16 protein-coding genes are annotated in these 19,753 nt (G+C 73.1%); 8 read left to right on the top strand and 8 right to left on the bottom strand.

Annotated features, from left to right (window positions below):
* Positions 1–62: 62 nt before the first annotated feature.
* Genes ACWTPI_RS21735 through ACWTPI_RS21755 form a run of 5 tightly spaced genes read left to right on the top strand, consistent with a single transcriptional unit; the run spans position 63 to position 6,298 of the window.
* Positions 63–1,046: a Bug family tripartite tricarboxylate transporter substrate binding protein gene (locus tag ACWTPI_RS21735; RefSeq protein ID WP_454732690.1), complete on the top strand. Its 984-nt coding sequence runs from the start codon at positions 63–65 to the stop codon at positions 1,044–1,046.
* A gap of 60 nt (positions 1,047–1,106) precedes the next feature.
* Complete coding sequence (locus ACWTPI_RS21740; protein WP_454732691.1) at positions 1,107–3,179, top strand: acetate--CoA ligase family protein; 2,073 nt, start codon at positions 1,107–1,109, stop codon at positions 3,177–3,179.
* 43 nt (positions 3,180–3,222) lie between these two features.
* Positions 3,223–4,008: an enoyl-CoA hydratase/isomerase family protein gene (locus ACWTPI_RS21745; RefSeq protein ID WP_454732692.1), complete on the top strand. Its 786-nt coding sequence runs from the start codon at positions 3,223–3,225 to the stop codon at positions 4,006–4,008.
* 41 nt (positions 4,009–4,049) lie between these two features.
* The gene (locus ACWTPI_RS21750; RefSeq protein WP_454733989.1) at positions 4,050–5,465 is read left to right on the top strand and encodes an aldehyde dehydrogenase family protein; all 1,416 of its coding nucleotides are present in this window, start codon (positions 4,050–4,052) and stop codon (positions 5,463–5,465) included.
* Between the two features lie 14 nt (positions 5,466–5,479).
* Positions 5,480–6,298, top strand: a complete 819-nt coding sequence (locus tag ACWTPI_RS21755) for an enoyl-CoA hydratase (RefSeq protein WP_454732693.1) — start codon at positions 5,480–5,482, stop codon at positions 6,296–6,298.
* Between the two features lie 19 nt (positions 6,299–6,317).
* On the opposite strand, the gene ada is transcribed toward ACWTPI_RS21755, so the two are convergent.
* The 4 genes from ada to ACWTPI_RS21775 all read right to left on the bottom strand — a co-directional run bounded on the left by ada (position 6,318) and on the right by ACWTPI_RS21775 (position 11,710).
* The gene (gene ada, locus ACWTPI_RS21760; RefSeq protein ID WP_454732694.1) at positions 6,318–7,421 is read right to left on the bottom strand and encodes a bifunctional DNA-binding transcriptional regulator/O6-methylguanine-DNA methyltransferase Ada; all 1,104 of its coding nucleotides are present in this window, start codon (positions 7,419–7,421) and stop codon (positions 6,318–6,320) included.
* Positions 7,422–7,488: 67 nt separating this feature from the next.
* Entirely contained in the window at positions 7,489–8,199 is a 711-nt protein-coding gene (locus ACWTPI_RS21765) for a 2OG-Fe(II) oxygenase (RefSeq protein ID WP_454733990.1), read from the bottom strand.
* Positions 8,200–8,320: 121 nt separating this feature from the next.
* Positions 8,321–9,325 (bottom strand): tripartite tricarboxylate transporter substrate binding protein, encoded by a 1,005-nt coding sequence (locus ACWTPI_RS21770; RefSeq protein WP_059414951.1) that lies wholly within the window; start codon positions 9,323–9,325, stop codon positions 8,321–8,323.
* Positions 9,326–9,385: 60 nt separating this feature from the next.
* Positions 9,386–11,710, bottom strand: a complete 2,325-nt coding sequence (locus ACWTPI_RS21775; RefSeq protein ID WP_454732695.1) for an ATP-dependent DNA helicase — start codon at positions 11,708–11,710, stop codon at positions 9,386–9,388.
* 267 nt (positions 11,711–11,977) lie between these two features.
* Between ACWTPI_RS21775 and ACWTPI_RS21780 the strand changes: the two genes are divergently transcribed.
* Both ACWTPI_RS21780 and ACWTPI_RS21785 read left to right on the top strand, forming a co-directional pair.
* Complete coding sequence (locus ACWTPI_RS21780) at positions 11,978–13,582, top strand: hybrid sensor histidine kinase/response regulator (protein WP_454732696.1); 1,605 nt, start codon at positions 11,978–11,980, stop codon at positions 13,580–13,582.
* Positions 13,583–13,726: 144 nt separating this feature from the next.
* On the top strand, positions 13,727–15,781 hold the full coding sequence (locus tag ACWTPI_RS21785; protein WP_454732697.1) for an NAD(+) synthase: 2,055 nt from the start codon (positions 13,727–13,729) through the stop codon (positions 15,779–15,781).
* Positions 15,782–15,974: 193 nt separating this feature from the next.
* Here ACWTPI_RS21785 and ACWTPI_RS21790 read toward each other — a convergent pair whose 3' ends face one another.
* On the bottom strand, positions 15,975–16,952 hold the full coding sequence (locus ACWTPI_RS21790) for a LysR family transcriptional regulator (RefSeq protein ID WP_454732698.1): 978 nt from the start codon (positions 16,950–16,952) through the stop codon (positions 15,975–15,977).
* 97 nt (positions 16,953–17,049) lie between these two features.
* Here ACWTPI_RS21790 and ACWTPI_RS21795 point away from each other — a divergent pair, with 97 nt between their 5' ends.
* A complete protein-coding gene (locus tag ACWTPI_RS21795) occupies positions 17,050–18,300 on the top strand; it encodes an MFS transporter (RefSeq protein WP_454732699.1) in 1,251 nt (416 codons plus the stop codon).
* 82 nt (positions 18,301–18,382) lie between these two features.
* Here the strand turns inward: ACWTPI_RS21795 and ACWTPI_RS21800 are convergent, their stop codons facing one another.
* The 3 genes from ACWTPI_RS21800 to ACWTPI_RS21810 form a co-directional block, all read right to left on the bottom strand.
* Positions 18,383–18,604 carry a DUF2188 domain-containing protein gene (locus ACWTPI_RS21800; RefSeq protein ID WP_020423779.1) on the bottom strand — a complete coding sequence of 74 codons (222 nt, stop codon included), beginning with the start codon at positions 18,602–18,604 and terminating at the stop codon, positions 18,383–18,385.
* Between the two features lie 85 nt (positions 18,605–18,689).
* Positions 18,690–18,986 carry a hypothetical protein gene (locus ACWTPI_RS21805; protein ID WP_020203057.1) on the bottom strand — a complete coding sequence of 99 codons (297 nt, stop codon included), beginning with the start codon at positions 18,984–18,986 and terminating at the stop codon, positions 18,690–18,692.
* Positions 18,987–19,116: 130 nt separating this feature from the next.
* Complete coding sequence (locus tag ACWTPI_RS21810; RefSeq protein WP_454732700.1) at positions 19,117–19,734, bottom strand: DsbA family protein; 618 nt, start codon at positions 19,732–19,734, stop codon at positions 19,117–19,119.
* Positions 19,735–19,753: the final 19 nt, after the last annotated feature.

Genomic DNA, 19,753 nt, shown 5'->3' on the forward strand with positions numbered 1-19,753 from the left:
TGCCGTCATGCCTGGCCATGCAGCACACCGAGCCGGCGCCAAGACAACGATGGAGACAATTCGTGAGACCTTCCGCTTCCTTCCTGCGCTGGATCGCGCCCGCCGTTCTGGCGCTCGCCGGCCTCGCCAGCCCCGGCCTTGCCGCGGCCTATCCCGACAAGCCGCTGCGGCTCGTGGTGCCCTTCCCGGCGGGCGGGCCGACCGACGCGATGGCCCGCCTGATCGGCCAGCACCTGTCGCGGCAGTTGGGCCAGCCGGTGGTGATCGACAACCGCGGCGGCGCCGGCGGCACCATTGCCACCGAAGCCGTCGCCGCGGCCGCGCCGGACGGCTATACGCTGTTCTTCTCGACCACCGGGACGATGGCGATCAACCCCTCGCTGTACAGGACGCTCAAGATCGACCCGGTCAAGGCCTTCGACGCGGTCGGCTCGGTGGCCTCCACGGTCAACGTGCTGGTGGTGCCGCCCGCGTCCGCCGTGGCCAGCGTCAAGGACCTGATCGCGCTGGCGCGCCAGAAACCGGGCACGCTCACGTTCGGCTCGGCCGGCAACGGCAGCTCCAACCACCTGTCCGGCGAGCTGTTCAAGTCGATGGCCGCCATCGACATCGTGCACGTGCCCTACAAGGGATCCGCCGCCGCCTTCACCGACCTGCTGGGCGGGCGCATCTCGATGATGTTCGACACCGTCTCCAGCCAGGCGCAGTACATCGGCGCCGGCAAGGTCCGCGCGCTGGCCGTGACCGGCCCAGCACGCTCGGAGGCGCTGCCCAAGGTGCCCACGGTGGCCGAGTCGGGCCTGCCCGGCTTCGACGTGACGATCTGGTTCGGGCTGTCCGCGCCGAAGGGCACGCCGGGCGCCGTGGTCGCGCGCCTGAACGGCGAGCTGCAGAAGGTGCTGGGCATGCCGGACGTCAAGGCGCAACTGGCCACGCTCGGCGCCAGGCCGATGCCCGGCACCCCGCAGGACTTCGCGCAGATGATCCAGCACGACGCGGGCAAGTGGTCGGCCGTGGTCAAGGCCTCCGGCGCCAGCCTCGACTGAAGGCGCATGGCCATGCATTCCCCTGCCGATCCCCCGCACAGCACGCACGCAAGCACACCGATGAGTCCGCATTTCGACGCCCTGTTCAGCCCCCGCTCCGTCGCCGTCATCGGCGCCTCCGACAACCCCAACAAGGTCGGCGGCAGGCCGATCCACTACCTGAACCGCTTTGGTTTCGCCGGCAAGGTCTACCCGGTCAATCCCGGCCGCGCCGAGATCCAGGGCCACCGCGCCTATGTCAGCGTCGCCGAGATCGGCGCGGTGCCGGACGCGGTGGTGATCGCGGTGGCGGGCGACGCCACGCTGGCGCAGGTGCGCCAGTGCAGCGCGCTCGGCGTCAAGGCCGCCGTGGTGATGGCCTCGGGCTTCGGCGAGACCGGCGCGGCCGGCCGCGAGCGGCAGGCCGCGCTGGTGGCCGCGGCCAACGCCGGCGGCATGCGCCTGGTCGGGCCCAATGCGCAGGGCACCGCCAACTTCGCCAGCGGCGCGGTGCTCAATTTCAGCACCATGTTCATGGAAGTGGCGCCCGCCGACGGTCCCATCGCCATCATCAGCCAGAGCGGCGCGGCCAGCGTGATGCCGTATGCGCTGCTGCGCCAGGCCGGGTTCGGCGTGCGCTACCTGGTGGCCACCGGCAACGACGCCGACCTCGATGCCTGCGCGATGGCCGAGGCGGTGGCGGCCGATCCGGCCATCCGCGTGATCCTGGTCTACCTGGAGACGCTGTCCGACCCCGAGCGTCTCGCCGCCGCGGCGGCCGTGGCGCGCGCGCGCGGCGCGCACGTGGTGGCGCTCAAGAGCGGCAGCAGCCGGCGCGGCGCGGTGGCCGCGGCGTCGCACACGGGCGCGCTGGTCGGCAACGACGCCGCCATCGATGCGTTCCTCGCGCGCCACGGCATCTGGCGCGCGCGCGACATGAACGAGTTCATCCGCGCCACGCCGCTGTACCTGCAAGGCCACGATCCCGCGGCCGGCCGCACGGTGGTGATGAGCCACAGCGGCGCGGTGGGCGTGATGGCCGCCGACCTGGCCGAGCGCGCAGCGCTGCCGCTGGCGGAGCTGGCCCCGGCCACCCGGGACGGGCTGGCCGCGATCCTGCCGGAGTTCGGCAGCGTCAACAACCCGCTCGACATGACCGCCGCGCTGCTCGGCAAGGGCGACATGTTCCCGCGCGTGCTGGACGTGCTGGGCGGCGACCCGCAGGCCGACATGGTCATGATCGGCATCCCGGTGGCCGGGCCGGGCTACGACGTGCCGGCGCTGGCGCGCGACGCCGCCGCTTTTCTCGCGGAGCACGCCAAGCCGCTCGTCGTCAGCGCGCCGCAGCAGGATGTGCGCGCGGCCTTCGCCGCGCACGGCATTCCCGCCTTCACCACCGAGGCCGACGCCATCGGCGCGCTCGCCCAGTACGCCGCGCACCGCCAACTCGGCGGCGCCGGCGAGCGCCTGCTGCCCGCCGCGCGGACGTGGGACGGCAGCGGCCTGCTCGACGAGCACGCCAGCCTCGCCCTGCTGGCCGGCCACGGCGTGTCGGTGGTCGCGCACCGGCAATGCGCCAGCGCCGACGAGGCGGTGGCGGCGTTCGCGGCGCTGGGCGGCGGCACGGTGGCGGTCAAGGGCTGCGCGGCCGGCGTGCCGCACAAGAGCGAGCACGGCCTGGTGCGGCTGCGCCTGGCCGATGCCGCGGGCGTGCGCGCGGCGGCCGGGGCCTGCCTTGGCAAGCTGGCCGAACTCGGCGAGGCCGCGCCGCGCGTGGTGGTGGCGCGGATGGTCAAGGGCACGCACGAATTCGCGCTCGGCGTGACCGTGGACGCCGCGCTCGGCCCGCTGGTCATGATCGGCGAGGGCGGCACGCTGCTGGAGCTGCGCCAGGACATCGTCACGCTGCTGGCGCCGTTCAGCGCGGACGAGGCGCGCGCGGCCTGCCGGCGCCTGCGCGTCGCGCCGCTGTTCGACGGCTATCGCGACGTGCCGGCCCTCGATCTCGACGCGCTCGCCGCGGCGGCCGTGGCGCTCGGCGATTTCGCGCTGGCCTATCGCACCTCGCTCAGGGCGGTGGACATCAATCCGCTGATGGTGATGCCGGCCGGGCAGGGCGTGGTGGCGGTCGACGCGGTGGTGGAAATGCGCTGAGGCGCCGCCGCGGCCATCCCAAGACAACCAACGGAACACACACATGCCTGTACAGGAAAACGAAGTCGCGGTCGCGCTGGACGGCGGCGTCGCGGTGGTCACGCTGAACCGCCCCGGCCGCATGAACGCGGTCAACGATGCGCTGCGCGCGCAACTGATCGCCAGCCTCGACGAGCTCAACCGCGCGCCGGCGGTGCGCGCCGTGGTGCTGGCCGGCGCCGGCGCCCGCGCGTTCTGCTCGGGACAGGACCTCGACGAGGCGGCGGCGGTCACGTGGCAGCAGATTGTGCCGTGGCTCAACCGGCAGCGCGCCATGTACCAGGCCGTGCGCGACCTCGACAAGCCGTGCGTGGCCGCCGTGCACGGCGTGGCCGCCGGCGCCGGCTTCCAGGTGGCGCTGTGCGCCGACTGGCGCATCGCCACGCCGGACAGCCGCTGGGGCCAGCCCGAAGTCAAGGCCGGCCTGGCCAGCATCGTGGGGTCTTACCTGATGATGCTGCACGTGGGCCACACCCACAACGCGCAGATGTCGCTGTCGGGCGACCTCGTGAGCGGGCAGCGCGCTTATGAGATCGGGCTGGTGACGGAACTCGCCGCGGCGGACGCGCTGATGGATGCCGCGCTGGCGCGTGCGCGCGTTTTGGCCGCGCTGCCGCCGACGGCGGTGCGGCTGTCCAAGCAGCGCCTGCGCGCGCTGAGCCAGCCCGGCTTCGACGAGGCCTGCGTGGCGGGGATCCGCGCGCAGCTCGAGTGCTATGCCGACGGCGAGCCCCAGCGCGTGATGGCGGCCTTCCTGGAAAAACGCAAGAGCAAGGAGCAAGGACAGTGACAGATGCAACGACCACGGTAACGCTCGCGGCCACGGCCGGGATGCGGATCGACCACCACTACATCGGCGGCGCGCGCGTACCCGCCACGCCGGCCGGCGAGGTCCATGTCGGCGACGCCGCCACCGGCGCGCCGCTGGCCACCGTGACGCTCGGCGGCGCGGCCGACGCGGACGCCGCCGTGCGCGCCGCGCGGCTGGTGCTGCCGGCGTGGCGCGCGCTCGGTGCGCGCGGCCGGGCGCCGTTCCTGCTGGCCATCGCCGATGCGCTGGAGGCCGTGTCCGGCGAACTGGCGCGCGAGATCTCGCGCGAAGTCGGCATGCCGCTCAAGCTGGCCCGGCGCATCCAGGTCGATGCGCCGGTGGCCGCGTGGCGCGCCACCGCGGCGCTGGCGGACAGCTTCGGCTTCGAGCGCACCGTCGGCAATTCGCGCATCGTGCTCGAGCCGGCCGGCGTGGTGGCGGCCATCACGCCGTGGAACTATCCGCTGCACCAGATCACGGCCAAGCTCGCGCCGGCCCTGCTGGCCGGCTGCACGGTGGTGCTCAAGCCTTCGGAGCTGGCCCCGGCCACCACCGCGCGCCTGATCGCGGCCGCCGAGCGCGCGGGCCTGCCGGACGGCGTGCTCAACGTGGTGCTCGGCGGTGCCGCCGTGGGCGAGGCACTGGTGGCGCATGCCGGCGTCGCCATGCTGTCCTTTACCGGCTCCACCGCGGTCGGCCGCCGGATCGCCGCCATCGCCGCCGGCGACATGAAGCGGCTGTCGATGGAGCTCGGCGGCAAGTCGGCCGCCGTGGTGCTGCCCGGCGCGGACCTCGCGCGCGCGGTCAAGGCCACGCTGGCCTCGTGCATGCTCAACAGCGGCCAGACCTGCAGCGCCACCACGCGCCTGCTGGTGCCGCGCGCCGACTACGCGCAATGCCGCGCGCTGCTGCGCGAGGGCGCGGCGGCGCTGACGCTGGGCGACCCCGAAGACCCCGCCACGCGCGTGGGGCCGCTGCTCTCGGCCGCGCAGAAGGCGCGCGTGCTGGACTTCATCCGCGAGGCCGAGCAGGCCGGCTGCGACCTGGTGGCCGGCGGCAGCGCGGCCGCGGTGCCGGGCAGCGGGCATTTCGTCGCGCCCACGGTGTTCGGCGAGGTGCCGCCCGACAGCCGCCTGGCCAACGAGGAAGTGTTCGGGCCGGTGCTGGCGGTGCTCTGCCACGACTCGCAGGACGACGCCATCGCGCTGGCCAACGCCACGCCCTACGGCCTCGCCGCCACGGTGTGGGCCGCCACGCCGGAGCAGGGCGAGGCGGTCGCGCGCGAGCTGCGCGCCGGGCAGGTCGACGTCAACGGCGGCCGCTTCAACGCGCTGGCGCCGTTCGGCGGCTTCGGCATGTCGGGCGTCGGCCGCGAAGGCGGCGCCTTCGGGCTGGAGGAATTTCTCGAGCCCAGATCCATCCAGCTACCCACTTGAACCGGGACCGACCCATGTACAACGAAATCCAGCTTTCCCGCGCCGGCACCGACGGCCGCATCGCCGTCGTCACCCTCAACCGGCCCGACAAGCTCAACGCGCTGACCAGGGTCATGGAAGCCGAGCTGCGCGAGGTCATGGAGCAAGCCGACCGCGACGCCGCCGTGCGCGTGGTGGTGCTCACCGGCGCCGGCCGCGGCTTCTGCGCCGGCATGGACATCGACGAGCTCGAGATCCTGCCGCCGGGCGACATCCGCGCCGCGCAGTGGATGCGCCCGTTCGACATGAACCGGCGCCCCGACTACCAGACCCGCTACGGCTACTTCCCCGCCATGCGCAAGCCCGTCATCGCCGCCGTCAACGGCGCGGCGGCCGGGCTCGGGCTGGTGTTCGCACTGTACAGCGACATCCGCTTCGCCAGCGACAAGGCCGCCTTCAGCACCGCGTTCGCCAAGCGTGGCCTGATCGCCGAGCACGGCATCGCCTGGATGCTGCCGCGCGTGGTCGGACCCGGCCACGCGGCCGACCTGCTCTATTCGGCGCGCAAGGTCTCGGCCCAGGAAGCGCTGCGGATGGGGCTGGTGAACCGGCTCTACGAGGCCGACAGCTTGCTGCCCGAGACGCTGCGCTACGCCGAGGATCTCGCGCAGAACGTCTCGCCGCGCTCGCTCGGCGTGATGAAGCGGCAACTGGGCGAGGTGCCGTTCCAAAACCTGGCCGAAGCCACGCGCGACGCCAACGAGGCGATGTTCGCGAGCATCCAGAGCGCCGACTTCAAGGAGGGCGTGGCGCACTTCATCGAGCGCCGCCCGGCGCGCTTCACCGGCGAGTGAGCGAGAGCGCGGCGGCCCGTCACGCCTGCCCCTCGCGCCCGAGCAGCTCCCGCTTGCGCTCCACGCCCCAGCGGTAGCCCGAGAGCTGGCCGTCGCTGCGCACCACGCGATGGCAGGGAATGGCCACGGCGATGTGGTTGGCGCCGCAGGCCTGCGCCACCGCGCGCACCGCCTTCGGCGCGCCGATGCGCGCGGCGATCTCGGCGTAGCTGGCGGTGGTGCCGGGCGGGATCTCGCGCAGCGCCTGCCACACGCGCTCCTGGAATGCGGTGCCGCGCACGTCGAGCGGCAGGTCCAGGCCCAGCGACGGCGCTTCGATCAGGCCGACCACGCGCGCGACCAGCTGCTCGAAGCCGGCGTCGCCGCCGATCAGGTTGGCGCGCGGGAACTGGTCCTGCAGCTCGCGCGCGAGCGCGTCGGGGTCGTCGCCGAGCAGGATCGCGCAGACGCCGCGCTCGCTCTGCGCGACCAGGATGGCGCCGAGCGAGCATTCGCCCACGGCGAAGCGGATGTCGGTGTCGGCGCCGCCGGCGCGGTAGCGGCTGGCGGTCATGCCGAGCATCTGGCCGGCGGCTTCGTAGAAGCGGCTGTTGGAGTTGAAGCCGGCTTCGTAGATGGCTTCGGTGACGGAGCCGGCGCGGCCCAGGCCGTCGCGCAGGCGGCGCGCGCGGTGCGCGCAGGCGTAGGCCCTGGGCGTGAGGCCGGTGACGGCCTTGAACACGCGGTGGAAATGGAAGGGGCTCAGGCCGGCCTCGCGCGCGAGCGTGTCGAGCGCGGGCGGCTCGGCGGCGTGCTCGATGCGGCGGCAGGCTTCGGCGACCAGCGCGGCGTGCTGCGCCGCGGTGGCGGACTGGTCGGCGGCGGCGCGTTTGCTGGGGCGGTAGCCGGCGGCCTCGGCGGCCTGCGGCGTGTCGAAGAACTCCACGTTCTCCGGGCGCGGCAGGCGCGAGGGGCTGCTCGGGCGGCAGTAGACGCCGGTGGTCTTGACGGCATAGACAAAATCGCCGTCGGCCGCCGGGTCGCGCGCCAGCACGCGGGCCCAGCGGGGGTCGTGTTCGGTCGGGGAGGTGGCCGCCGCAGTACGGGCCGAGGTACGGGCCGGGGCGTGGGTCGGTTTGGTCATGTGCTCACTGTATGCCGCCGCCGCGCGCCGCGCACTCCGGCGCTTGCGGTCGAATTCCCGGAGGCCGTCAGGCGGCGTCGTGGAAGATGATGCCCAGCACGTGCCGCCGGCCCGTGCGCAGCCGGCTCACGCCGTGGCGCAGCTTGACGCGGTAGCTGCCGCGCGCGCCCTGCACCGGGCGCTGGTTCACCGCGAACACCACCGCGTCGCCCTTGCGCAGCGGCACCACCTCGGCGCGCGACTGCATGCGCGGACGCTGCTCGGTCAGCACGAACTCGCCCCCGGTGAAATCCTCGCCCGGCTCGGACAGCAGGACCGCCACCTGGAGCGGGAACACGTGCTCGCCGTACAGGTCCTGGTGCAGGCAATTGTAGTCGCCGGGGCCGTATTGCAGCAGCAGCGGGGTCGGGCGCGCCTGGCCGGCGTCGTGGCAGCGGCGCAGGAAGTCCGCGTGCCGCGCGGGATAGCGCGCGTCGATGCCCATCGCGGCATGCCAGCGGTTGGCCACCGGCGCGAGGTGCGGATAGAGCGCATCGCGCAGATCCCGGACCGGGCCGGGCAGCGGGTAGCCGAAGTACTTGTACTCGCCGCGGCCGAAGCCGTGGCGGCTCATGACCACGCGCGAGCGGAAGAGGTCGTCGCGCGGATAGAGCGCGGCCAGCGCGTCGCAGGCCGGCGGCGCGAGCAGGCCCGCGATGACGGCGCAGCCGTGCTGGTCGAGTTCCTGCCCGATGGCCTCCCAGGGCAGCCTGTCGACCGCCGCCGCGCCTGCCTGCATGACTGTCACGATGGACTCCCGGCGGTGAACGATGATGGGCAAGGCTACGCCGGCGGCGGCGGCGCGTCACTCCGCATCTTGCCGCCGAATTCGGCCGAATTCGGCCGAATTCGGCGCGCGGCTAGTCCGCCCGCAGCCCGATGCGCGCGGCCAGTTTCTGCCAGCGCGCCATGTCCGCGTCGACCACGCCCTGGAACTCGGCCGGCGTGCTGTAGGTGGCGGCAAAGCCCAGTTGCGCGAGGTTGGCGCGGATCTCCGGCCGGGCGACCGCGCGCGCGATCTCCACGTTGAGCTTGCGCACCACCTCGGGCGGCGTGCGCGCCGGCGCCAGGATGCCGAACCACTGGTCGACGTCGTAGCCGGGCAGGCCCAGCTCGGCCACGGTCGGCACGTCCGGCAGGAAGGGCGAGCGCTGGCGCGAGGTCACGGCCAGCGCGCGCAGCCTGCCGCTCTTGAGGTAGGGCAGGGTGTTGGTGAGCGTGTTGATGCTGACGTCGGCCTGGCCGCCCAGCACGTCGGTGAGCGCGGGCGCGCAGCCCTTGTAGGGAATGTGCAGCAGGTCGATGCGCGCCGAGATCTTGAGCAGCTCGCCGGCCAGGTGCTGCGGCGTGCCGTTGCCGCACGAGGCATAGCTGGGCGGACGCGGCGCGCGGCCCGCGGCCAGCAGGTCGGCGAAGCCGTGGATGGGCGAATGCGCCGGCACCGCGATCACCGACGGCACCGAGGCAAAGGCGACGACCGCGCCGAAGTCCTTGCGCGGCGAGAACGGCAGCTTGCCGAACACGGCCGGGTTGATGGCGAAGCTGCTGTTGACCATCAGCAGCGTATAGCCGTCCGCCCGGCTGTGCGCTACCAGTTCGGCGCCGATGTTGCCGCTGGCGCCGGGCCGGTTGTCCACCACCACGGCCTGGCCCAGGCTGCGGCTGAGCTCGGTGCCGACGATGCGCGCCAGCGTGTCGGTGCCGCCGCCCGGCGGGAACGTCACCACCAGCCGGATCGGCCGCTGCGGGAAGGCGCCGGCGCGGGCGGCGGCCGGGCTGGCGCCGGCGCGCGCGGGCGCCGCCGCCAGCGTTGCGCCCAGCAGCGAGATGGCTGCCAGGCGGGGTACCACGGATAGGAATCTCATGTGATGCGGTCTTCGGATGACCGACATGATAGTGCAGCGAGCCGGCGGCGGCAGGCGGCGTCAGCGCCCGGCCGGGTCCGCGGCCTCGATGCCGGCGCCGCGCACGTCCCACCAGGCCGGCAGCAGCGCCCGCACCTCGGGGCGCGCGAAACGGTCGTCGATCAGGTGGACCACGCCGCGGTCGGCCTCGGTGCGGATCACGCGGCCGGCGGCCTGTACCACCTTCTGCAGGCCGGGGTAGAGGTAGCCGTACTCGTAGCCGCTGCCGAACTCGGCTTCCATGCGCTGCCGCGTGAGTTCGTTGACCTCGTTGAACTGCGGCAGGCCGAGCGTGGCGATGAAGGCGCCGACCAGGCGGTCGCCGGGCAGGTCGACGCCCTCGGCGAAGGCGCCGCCGAGCACGGCGAAGCCGATGGCGCGGCCGCCCGGCTCGAACGCGGCGAGGAAGCCGGCCTGCTCGGCCTCGCGCATGGCGCGCGCCTGCCGCCGCACCGGAATCTCGGGCCAGCCGAGCTCGAAGGCGTCCGCCACCTGGCGCAGGTAGTCGTGGCTGCTGAAGAACGCCAGGTAGTTGCCCGGGCGCTCGCGGTACTGCGCGGCCAGCAGCTCGGCGATCGGGCGCACCGAGCGCGCGCGGTCGCGGTAGCGCGTGGAGATGCCGCCGGCGATGCGCACGGCGAGCTGGCCGGCGTGGAACGGCGACGGCACGTCGAGCCAGGCGGCGTCCGGCGGCAGGCCGAGCGTGTCGCGCACGAAGCGCGCGGGATGAAGCGTGGCCGAGAACAGGATGGCGCTGCGCGCCGCGCCGAAGCGCGGCGCGAGGAACGGCGCCGGAATCAGGTTGCGCACGGCGAGGCGGCCCTTGCCGGGGCGCGCCGTCGCGGCCGCGCCGGCGCGGCGGATGTCGAACACCGAATGCGGACCGAACGATTCGGCCAGGCGGCAGAAGTGCAGCGCGTCGAAGTAGAAGCGCTGCAGCGCGGGGCTCACGCTGGCGGGCGCCTCGGCGAGCTGGTCGAGGATGGCGGCGGCGGCGCGCTCGAGCGCGGCGAGGAACGCGGGCGGGATGTCCGCATGGGCCGCGTGGGCCGCGTGGGGCGCATGGGCCGCGCCGGCGGTTTCCCGTGGGCGGGACAGCGCGCCCCATTGCGTGCCGAGGCGGCGCAGCGCGCCGGCCAGCGGTTTCGGCGCGGCGCGGCGCAGCTCGGGCAGCACGGCCGGGTCCAGCTCCGCCGAGTACATCTTGCGCGCGCGCTCGAGCAGGTTGTGGGCTTCGTCCACCAGCACCGCCACGCGCCAGTCGCCGGCGGCGGCCATGCCGTGCAGCATGGCGCCGCGGTCGAAGTAGTAGTTGTAGTCGCCCACCACGAGGTCGGCCCAGCGCGCCATTTCCTGGCCGAGGTAGTAGGGGCACACGCCGTGGGCCAGCGCCGCCTGCCGCAGCGCGGCGCGGTCGAGCACGGGCTGCGCGGCGGCTTCCAGGCGCGCGGCGGGCAGGCGGTCGTAGAAGCCGCGCGCGAGCGGGCAGGCTTCGCCGTGGCAGGCCTGGCCGGGATGCTCGCAGGACTTCTCGCGCGCGGCCAGCTCCAGCACGCGCAGCGGCAGGCCGGGGTTGGCCGCGCGCAGGCCCCGCGCGGCATCGAGCGCCATCTGGCGGCCGGTGGTCTTGGCGGTCAGGTAGAACACCTTGTCGAGCCCGCCCGCCGGCGCGGCCTTGAGCGTGGAGAACAGCGCGGCGCCGGTCTTGCCGATGCCGGTGGGCGCCTGCGCCAGCAGGCAGCGCCCGCCGCGCGCGGCGCGGTAGGCCGCCTCGGCCAGTTCGCGCTGGCCGCGCCGGAACGCCGCGTGCGGAAAGGCCATCGCCGCCAGCGCGGCGTCGCGCGCGGCGCGGTGGGCGGTCTCCTGCTCGGCCCACGCGACGAAGCGCGCGCACTTGTCCTCGAAGAACGCCCGCAGCCAGCCGGCGTCGCGCGCCTCGATGCAGGCCGACTCGCGCTGGCTCGCCATGTCGAAGTACACCACCGCGATGCGCATGGCGGGCAGGCCGAGCTTGCGGCACATCAGCCACGCATAGATCCTGGCCTGGGCCAGGTGCAGTTGCCGGTGGTTCTCCGGCAGCGCGGCCCAGTCGCCGCGCACGGTCTTGATTTCCTCGAGCAGGTTGGCGCCGGCGTCGTAGCCGTCGGCGCGGCCGCGCACCAGCAGGTGCCGGTATTCGCCCTGCAGCGCGATCTCGGCCTGGTAGCCGGCGCCGCGGCGGCCCTGCACCAGCGCGTGCGCGGCCTGCCCCTCGGCGGCGCTCGGCGAGGGCGTGAAGCGGATGTCGAGGTCGCCCTGCTTGGCGGTGAACTCGCACAGCGCGCGCACGGCGACGGTGCAGGTCATCGGGGCGGCGTGCGCTGCGGCGCGCACTGGTCGGCGGAGAACACGGCTGGCGGGGAAGGGCGGATCTGGACTGTATGAATATACAGTATCCGGGCCGCCACGCGGCAGCCGCGCCACGCCGCCGCGCAATGGCGGCGCCGGCGCGGGCAGACCGTGCCGCGATTTTTTTGCGTATGCTGCGTATCACGGCGGGCCGCTGCTTCGGGCCGCCGCTTTCCCGAGTCCATGTTCCCCCGAGCTCATGCCGCCCGAGCCCATGCCGCCGCCATGAAAGCGCCTCGCCGCCCGCCCGACTCCGCAGCGCCGCCGCCCGCCGGCGAGGCGTCCGCGCCGCCGACCGCCGCCCAGCATGGCCAGCCCGACCAGCCCGACCAGCCCGGAGAGACCGACTACCGCGCGCTGGTCGACGCCATCCAGGACTACGCCATTTACACGCTCGACCGCGGCGGCCATGTCTCGAGCTGGAGCCCCGGCGCGCAGCGCATGAAGGGGTATGCGGCGGCGGAAGTCATCGGCCGGCATTTCTCGTCGTTCTACACGCCGGAGGCCATCGCCCGGGGCTGGCCCGAACACGAGCTGCGGCGCGCGGTCAGCGAAGGCCGTTTCGAGGACGAAGGCTGGCGCGTGCGCAAGGACGGCTCGCAGTTCTGGGCCAACGTGACCATCACGCCCATCTATGGCGAAGACCGCTCGGTGCGCGGCTTCGCCAAGGTCGTGCGCGACATGAGCGAGCGCAAGCGGCTGGAGGAGATCGAGGCCTCGAGCCGCCGCATGAACGAGTTCCTGGCCACGCTGTCGCACGAGTTGCGCAACCCGCTGGCGCCGGTGCGCAACGCCGTCAACCTGCTGCGGCTGGACACCAGCCTGGGCCCCGGCGCGGCGCGCTGCCGCGACATGATCGACCGCCAGATCAGCCACCTCACGCGGCTGGTGGACGACCTGCTCGACGTGGGGCGCATCACCTCGGGCAAGGTCGGGCTGCGCATGCGCAACGTGGAGCTGGGCGACCTGGTGGCGCGCGCCATCGAGTCCGCGCGGCCGGCGCTGGACCTGCGCGGCCAGCAGGTCGACGTGAGCCTGCCGGCGCAGCCGGTGGTGTTCCGCGGCGACCTCACGCGCCTGGTCCAGGTGCTGCAGAACCTGCTGCACAACGCCTCCAAGTTCTCTCCGGCCGGCAGCCGGATCGCGCTCGGCGCCGCGGTCAGCGGCCGGCTGCTGGAGCTGCGCGTGTCGGACCCCGGCTGCGGCATCCCGGCCGCCGCGCTGGACGACATCTTCCGCCTGTTCGTGCAGCGCATGCCCGCCGGGCAGACGCGCAACGGCGGGCTCGGCATCGGCCTGTCGCTGTGCCGCTCGCTGGTGGAGCTGCACGGCGGCACCATCGGCGCGGCCAGCGCGGGCGAGGGCCGCGGCAGCACCTTCACCGTGCGGCTGCCCTGCACGCCGCCGCAAGCGCCGCCGGCGCAGCCCGGGGCGGCGGCGCGCCCGCGCCCGCTGCGCGTGCTGGTGGTGGACGACAACCGCGATTCCGCCGACAGCCTCGGCATGCTGCTGGAGATGCTGGGGCACGAGGTGTGGGTGGCCTACGAGGGCGAGACCGCGCAGGCGCTGGCGGCGCGCTTCCTGCCGCATCTGGCCCTGATCGACATCGCCATGCCGGTGATGGACGGGTACGAGCTGCTCAAGCTGCTGCGCGCGCAAGCGGGCTTGTCCGGCACCACGTTCGTGGCGATGACCGGCTTCGGGCAGCCGGCCGACCAGGCGGGCACGCACGGCGCGGGTTTCCACGCGCACATGGTCAAGCCGCTGGAGCTGGCGCAGCTGGAGACGCTGCTGGCCGGCGTCGGGCGGCAGGCCGCGCGCGGCGGATAGCATCCGCCCGCGGCGCGGCCCCGCGCGGCGCGCATCCGGCGCGCATCGTAGAATTGCATCATTGCCACGCTGGCGGCGCGTCCGCGCCGCCGCGCCTTTGCCGGCGCCGGGCCGCCCGCCGCGGCCGGCGCAAGGACGAACGAGATGACCGACAAATTCCTCAATATCTATTCCCACGGCTTCGCCCGCGTGGCGGTGGGCGTGCCCGTCTGCCGCGTCGCCGACCCGGCCTTCAACGCGGCCGGCACGATCGCGCTGGCGCGCCAGGCGGCCAGCCAGGGCGCGGCGCTGGTGGCGTTCCCGGAGCTGGGGCTGTCCGCCTACACCTGCGACGACCTGTTTCACCAGCGCGCGCTGCTCGATGCCTGCGAGGCGGCGCTGGGCGAGATCGTCGAGGCGTCGCGCACGCTCGCCACCACGCTGGTGATCGGGCTGCCGCTGCGGGTGGAGCACCTGCTGTTCAACTGCGCGGCGGTGGTGGCCGGCGGGCGCATCCTGGGCGTGGTGCCCAAGACCTACCTGCCGAACTACTGGGAGTTCTACGAGGCGCGGCAATTCAGTTCGGCCGACAACGCCTCGGTCGACGAGATCCGGCTGCTGGGCCAGAAGGTGCCGTTCGGCGCGGGCCTGCTGTTCGAGGCCGGCGACATCGCCACGTTCCGCTTCCACGTGGAGATCTGCGAGGACCTGTGGGTGCCGGTGCCGCCGTCGTCGTTCGCGGCGCTGGCCGGCGCCACCGTGCTGGTGAACCTGTCGGCGTCCAACATCGTGGTGGGCAAGGCCGGCTACCGCCACCAGCTGGTCGGCCAGCAGTCGGCGCGCTGCCTGGCGGCCTATGTGTACAGCTCGGCCGGCAAGGGCGAGTCGTCCACCGACCTGGCCTGGGACGGGCAGGCGCTGATCTACGAGAACGGCGAGCTGCTGGCCGAGTCCGAGCGCTTCGCCGACGACGCGCACCTGACCTTCGCCGACGTCGACCTGGGGCGCCTGTCGCGCGAGCGCATGCACCAGACCACGTTCGGCCACTCGGTGCGGCGCCATGCCGCCGAGGTGGCGAAGTTCCGCGTGATCGGCTATGAAGCCGGCGTGGGCATGCGGGACGCGCTGCCGCTGCGGCGCAAGCTCGAGCGCTTTCCCTACGTGCCGTCCGACGCGCGCCGCCGCGACGAGCGCTGCCACGAGGTCTACAACATCCAGGTGCAGGCGCTTGCGCAGCGCCTGTCGGCCAGCGGCATCCGCAAGGTGGTGATCGGCGTGTCCGGCGGGCTGGACTCCACGCACGCGCTGCTGGTGTGCGCCAAGGCGATGGACCGGCTCGGCCTGCCGCGCACCAACATCATCGGCATCACCATGCCGGGCTTCGCCACCAGCGACCGCACGCTGGTGCAGGCCAGGAAGCTGATGGACGTGGTGGGCTGCGCGGCGAGGGAGATCGACATCCGCCCGAGCTGCCTCGAGATGCTCAAGGACCTGGGCCATCCGTACGCGGCGGGCGAGCCGGTCTACGACGTGACCTTCGAGAACGTGCAGGCCGGCGAGCGCACCAACCACCTGTTCCGCTTCGCCAACCACAACCAGGCCATCGTGATCGGCACCGGCGACCTGAGCGAACTCGCGCTGGGCTGGTGCACCTACGGCGTGGGCGACCACATGTCGCACTACAACGTCAACGCCAGCGTGCCCAAGACGCTGATCTCGCACCTGGTGCGCTGGGTGGCCGAGACCGGCCAGATCGGCGCGGCCGGCTCCGACGTGCTGATCGACGTGCTCGAGACCGAGATCAGCCCGGAGCTGGTGCCGGGCGACTCGGCCAGCGCGCCGCAGCAGAAGACCGAGCATTTCATCGGGCCCTACGAGCTGCAGGATTTCAACCTGTACTACACGCTGCGCTTCGGCTTCACGCCGAGCAAGATCGCCTTCCTGGCGCTGAGCGCGTGGGGCGACCGCGAGCAGGGCAACTGGCCGGAGGGCCAGCACGTGGCGCGCAACCAGTACGAGGTGGCCGACATCAAGCGCAACCTGCGCATCTTCCTCGACCGCTTCTTCCGCACCAGCCAGTTCAAGCGCTCGTGCGTGCCGAACGGGCCCAAGGTGGGCTCGGGCGGTTCGCTGTCGCCGCGCGGCGACTGGCGCGCGCCGAGCGATTCGGAATCGGTGGTGTGGCTGGCGGACCTGGAGAAGGTGCCGGATTCGCTCTGAGGCCGGCGGCGGATTTGCCGGCGGCCGGCGCTATCCCCGTGTGGCCCGTGTGGCCCGTGTGGCCCGTGTGGCCCGCGTGGCCCGCGTGGCCGGCCGCCGGGCGATGCGGGTGCCGAACCGGTTGTCCGGCATGGCCTGCTCGTGGCGCCGCCGGCCGCTGTCCGGGTAAGCGATTCGCGGACAGCATGACTTCCTATTCTTCCTGCCCTGCGGCGGCCCCGCCGGTGGCCGCCATCGCGCGCGGCACCGCCTCGCGCATGGTTTCCACGAAGCGCCGCAGCTTGGCGGGATAGAAGCGCGCATACGGATAGATCAGTTGCAGCGGCAGCGGCGACGCCTGCCATTGCGGCACCAGGTGCACCAGGCGGCCCAGCGCGATGTCGTCGGCCACCATCCACGCCGAGGCCACGGCCACGCCGAGCCCCAGGATGGCCGCGCTGCGCAGCGCGTAGAGGCTGTCGGTGCTCACGCGCGGGCGGAACGCCAGTTGCCGGGTCTCGCCGCTGGCCGCGTGCGTGAGCGTGACCTCGGTGCGGTAGAAGGTGCGGATCGACAGCCAGGGCAGCGCGGCCAGCGCATCGGGTTGCATGTCGGGTTGCATATCGGGCTGCGCCAGCAGCGACGGCGCCGCCACCACGATGCGCGGCACCTGCGCCAGCCGGATCGCCACCACGGCCGGGTCGCTGACCTCGCCCACGTGGATGGCGCAGTCGATGCCGTCGGCGATGAAATCGGGGGTGCGGTCGTGCAGCAGCCATTCCACGTTCACGCGCGGGTGGCGCCCCAGGTACGCCGCCAGCGGGCCCACCAGCCGCTGCTGGCCGAACGCGTGCGGCACCACCACGCGCAGCGTGCCTTCGGGCTCGTCGCGGGCGCCGCGCAGGTCGGCCTCGAACGCCTCCCAGCTGCCGACCAGCTCCTTGGCGCGGCCGTAGCAGCGCTCGCCGTCCTCGGTCAGCTTCATCGCGTGCGTGGAGCGCTGCAGCAGGCGCAGGCCCAGCGAGCGCTCCAGCATCTGCAGGCGGCGGCTCACGGTGGGCTGGGTGGTGCCCATCTGCGCGGCGGCGGCGGACAGGCTGCCGGCCTCGACGATGCGCACGAAGGTCTGCATCAGCTCGACGCGGTCGGTGGACGCGGAGGCAGGCTGGGCGGGGGAGCGGGGCGCTTTCATACGCGAAGCGTATATCAGTTGTGCGAAGCGCGGTACTACCGCGCGCGCCGGCGTGCACCCACACTCGGGGCTCTGTCAAAAGCCAAGGGTAGACACCATGACATCCGTCCAAGCCGTGCCAGCCGGCACCGATCCGCATCCGGCCGCCCGGCACCATGAAAGCGAGGCGCCGCGCCTGCCGGCGAGCCTGATCCTGCTGCTGGCCGCGGGCGCCGGCCTGTCGGTGGCGGCGCTTTATTACAGCCAGCCGATGCTGGGTGTGCTGGGCGCCGACATCGGCGCCTCCGACGCCACCGTCGGGCTGGTGCCGACCTTCACGCAGCTGGGCTACGCGCTGGGCATCCTGCTGCTGGCGCCGCTGGGCGACCGCTACGACCGCCGCCGCATCATCCTGGCCAAGGCCGCGGCGCTGAGCGTCGCGCTGCTGGTGGGCGGCTCGGCCTCGGGCATCGGCCTGCTGCTGGCCGCCAGCCTGGCCACGGGTCTGGCCGCGACGATGGCGCAGGACATCGTGCCGGCCGCCGCCACGCTGGCGCCCGAGGCGCACCGCGGCAAGGTGGTCGGCACCGTGATGACCGGGCTGCTGCTGGGCATCCTGCTGTCGCGCGTGGCCAGCGGCTTCGTGGCGGAGCACTTCGGCTGGCGCGCCATGTACGTGATCGCGGCGGCCAGCATCGCGCTGATCGGCGCGGCGGCCTGGCGCGGGCTGCCGCGCTTCCGGCCCACCACGCACCTGCCGTACCGCGCGCTGCTGGGCTCGCTCGGCAAGCTGTGGGCGAAGCACGGCGCGCTGCGCCGCGCGGCGCTGGCGCAGGGGCTGCTGTCGGTGGGCTTCAGCGCGTTCTGGTCGACGCTGGCGGTCATGCTGCACGGCGCGCCGTTCCATCTGGGCAGCGCTGCCGCCGGCGCGTTCGGCCTGGCCGGCGCGGCCGGGGCGCTGGCCGCGCCGCTGGCCGGGCGCCTGGCCGACCGGCGCGGGCCGGAACTGGTCACGCGGCTGGGCACCGCGCTGACGGCGCTGTCGTTCGCGGGCATGCTGCTCGCGCCGCTGCTGGCGCCGCATGCGCGCCTGTGGCTGATCGCCGCCAGCGCGCTGGGCTTCGACCTGGGCGTGCAGGTGACGCTGGTGGCGCACCAGACCATCGTCTACGGCATCGAGCCGGGCGCGCGCAGCCGCCTCAACGCGGTGCTGTTCGGCGGCATGTTCATCGGCATGGCCACCGGCGCCGCGCTGGGCAGCGTGCTGCTGGCGCACTGGGGCTGGGTGGCGGTCACGGCGCTGTCCACCGCCACCGCGGGCGCGGCGCTGGCCGTGCGGCTGTGGCCGGGCGCGGCCAGCGCGAGGTAAGTGCGGGATTGGCGCGCAGTAGGCGCGAGATCGGCGCAGGATGGGCGCAGGATAGCGCCCGAAGCCGAGGGGGAAGGCGGATTCAGGCCAGCGCGAAGGTGTCCTGCTCGAACGCGCACTGGTTGCAGATCCGGCCGTCGGCCTCGTGGATCAGCAGCGCCACCCCGTCGCGGCGCGCGTCGCGCGTGCCGGCGCGGATGGCGGCTGCCTGCGTGGCATGGTGCGAGTTGGCGTAGCGGGCACCGTCCTGGATCACATCCCATCCGTCGCCGTAGGGCCTGACGTGAAGATATTGCGCTGGCATGGCGTTTCCTGTGGCCGTCTGAGGCTCCATTGTGCGCGGACGGCACGGATTTGCCATCGGTGGCTGTCTGACACGCCCGCGCGGCCTAGGCGTCGGCCAGCCGGTCGGCGAAGTCGCGCGTGACGAGCTGGACGTCGAGGTCGCGCAGCGCCTGCTCGTCGGTGTCGTCGGCGATCTGCGCCACGCTGACCAGGCGGAACGCCACCGCCGTCATCGAGTATTTCTGCTTGTAGACGTCGCTGTAGCGCTTGAGCAGGCGCAGCGCGTCGCCGAGTTCGAGCCGGGTCGCGTAGGCCGCCAGGCGCGTGCGCGAACTGACGAAGGTGTCGATGTGCGGCTCGGTCCTGGTGGCCAGCCATTCTTCAACGGTCAAGAGCAGCATGGAAATCTCCTGCGGATGCGTGGGTCAGGCGTCCGGCGGGAGCGGCTTTGCCTCCTCGTGCCCGGGGCTTGCGGTGCCGCCGCGCCGGCGCGATGGCCGGCGCGGAATGCGGCGGACCCCGATGATAGCCTCAGCCGGCGCGGCGGCGCACGATTTCCTCTTCCACGTCGCGCAGCCGGTCCTTGCCGAAATAGATCTCGCCGTCCACGAAGAACGTGGGCGAGCCGAACGCGCCGCGCTCGAATGCGTCCTGCGTATTGGCGAGCAGTTGCGCCTTGACCTCGGCATCGGCGATGCGCGCGAGCATCTGCGCGCCGTCGAGGCCCGCGGCGTCCAGCGCGGCCCGGATGACCTCGGGATCGTCCATCTTCCTTTCGCGCTCCCACATGTCGGCGAAGACCGTGTCCACGTATGTCTCGAAGGCGCCGTCGCGCTGCGCCGCCACCGCGCCGCGCATGATCTGCAGCGTGTTGACCGGGAAGTGCGGGTTGCGCCGGAAGCCGGCGATGCGGTGGCGCTGGATGAAGCGCCGCATTTCGAGCATGTCGTATTCGGGCTTGTTCTTGATACCGCCGAACGCCTCGGCCGGCGAGCGGTTGCCGGTCAGGCGGAACAGCCCGCCCAGCAGCACCGGCACGTACTCGAAGCGCACGCCGGTGCGTTCTTCGATGGCGGGGATGACCTTGTGGCTGAGATAGGCGTTGGGGCTGCCGAAATCGAAAAGGAACTGTACTTTCACGTCGGGCATTTGTCGGTCTCTGTCTTCG

Source organism: Cupriavidus ulmosensis (assembly GCF_977008105.1).

Bases quoted from the DNA above. Each gene is read 5' to 3' on its own strand.
- ACWTPI_RS21740 (WP_454732691.1), top strand. From the start codon at position 1,107: ATGAGTCCGCATTTCGACGCCCTGTTCAGCCCCCGCTCCGTCGCCGTC.
- ACWTPI_RS21745 (WP_454732692.1), top strand. From the start codon at position 3,223: ATGCCTGTACAGGAAAACGAAGTCGCGGTCGCGCTGGACGGCGGCGTC.
- ACWTPI_RS21750 (WP_454733989.1), top strand. From the start codon at position 4,050: ATGCGGATCGACCACCACTACATCGGCGGCGCGCGCGTACCCGCCACG.
- ACWTPI_RS21755 (WP_454732693.1), top strand. From the start codon at position 5,480: ATGTACAACGAAATCCAGCTTTCCCGCGCCGGCACCGACGGCCGCATC.
- ada (WP_454732694.1), bottom strand. From the start codon at position 7,421: ATGACCAAACCGACCCACGCCCCGGCCCGTACCTCGGCCCGTACTGCG.
- ACWTPI_RS21765 (WP_454733990.1), bottom strand. From the start codon at position 8,199: ATGCAGGCAGGCGCGGCGGCGGTCGACAGGCTGCCCTGGGAGGCCATC.
- ACWTPI_RS21770 (WP_059414951.1), bottom strand. From the start codon at position 9,325: ATGAGATTCCTATCCGTGGTACCCCGCCTGGCAGCCATCTCGCTGCTG.
- ACWTPI_RS21775 (WP_454732695.1), bottom strand. From the start codon at position 11,710: ATGACCTGCACCGTCGCCGTGCGCGCGCTGTGCGAGTTCACCGCCAAG.
- ACWTPI_RS21780 (WP_454732696.1), top strand. From the start codon at position 11,978: ATGAAAGCGCCTCGCCGCCCGCCCGACTCCGCAGCGCCGCCGCCCGCC.
- ACWTPI_RS21785 (WP_454732697.1), top strand. From the start codon at position 13,727: ATGACCGACAAATTCCTCAATATCTATTCCCACGGCTTCGCCCGCGTG.
- ACWTPI_RS21790 (WP_454732698.1), bottom strand. From the start codon at position 16,952: ATGAAAGCGCCCCGCTCCCCCGCCCAGCCTGCCTCCGCGTCCACCGAC.
- ACWTPI_RS21795 (WP_454732699.1), top strand. From the start codon at position 17,050: ATGACATCCGTCCAAGCCGTGCCAGCCGGCACCGATCCGCATCCGGCC.
- ACWTPI_RS21800 (WP_020423779.1), bottom strand. From the start codon at position 18,604: ATGCCAGCGCAATATCTTCACGTCAGGCCCTACGGCGACGGATGGGAT.
- ACWTPI_RS21805 (WP_020203057.1), bottom strand. From the start codon at position 18,986: ATGCTGCTCTTGACCGTTGAAGAATGGCTGGCCACCAGGACCGAGCCG.
- ACWTPI_RS21810 (WP_454732700.1), bottom strand. From the start codon at position 19,734: ATGCCCGACGTGAAAGTACAGTTCCTTTTCGATTTCGGCAGCCCCAAC.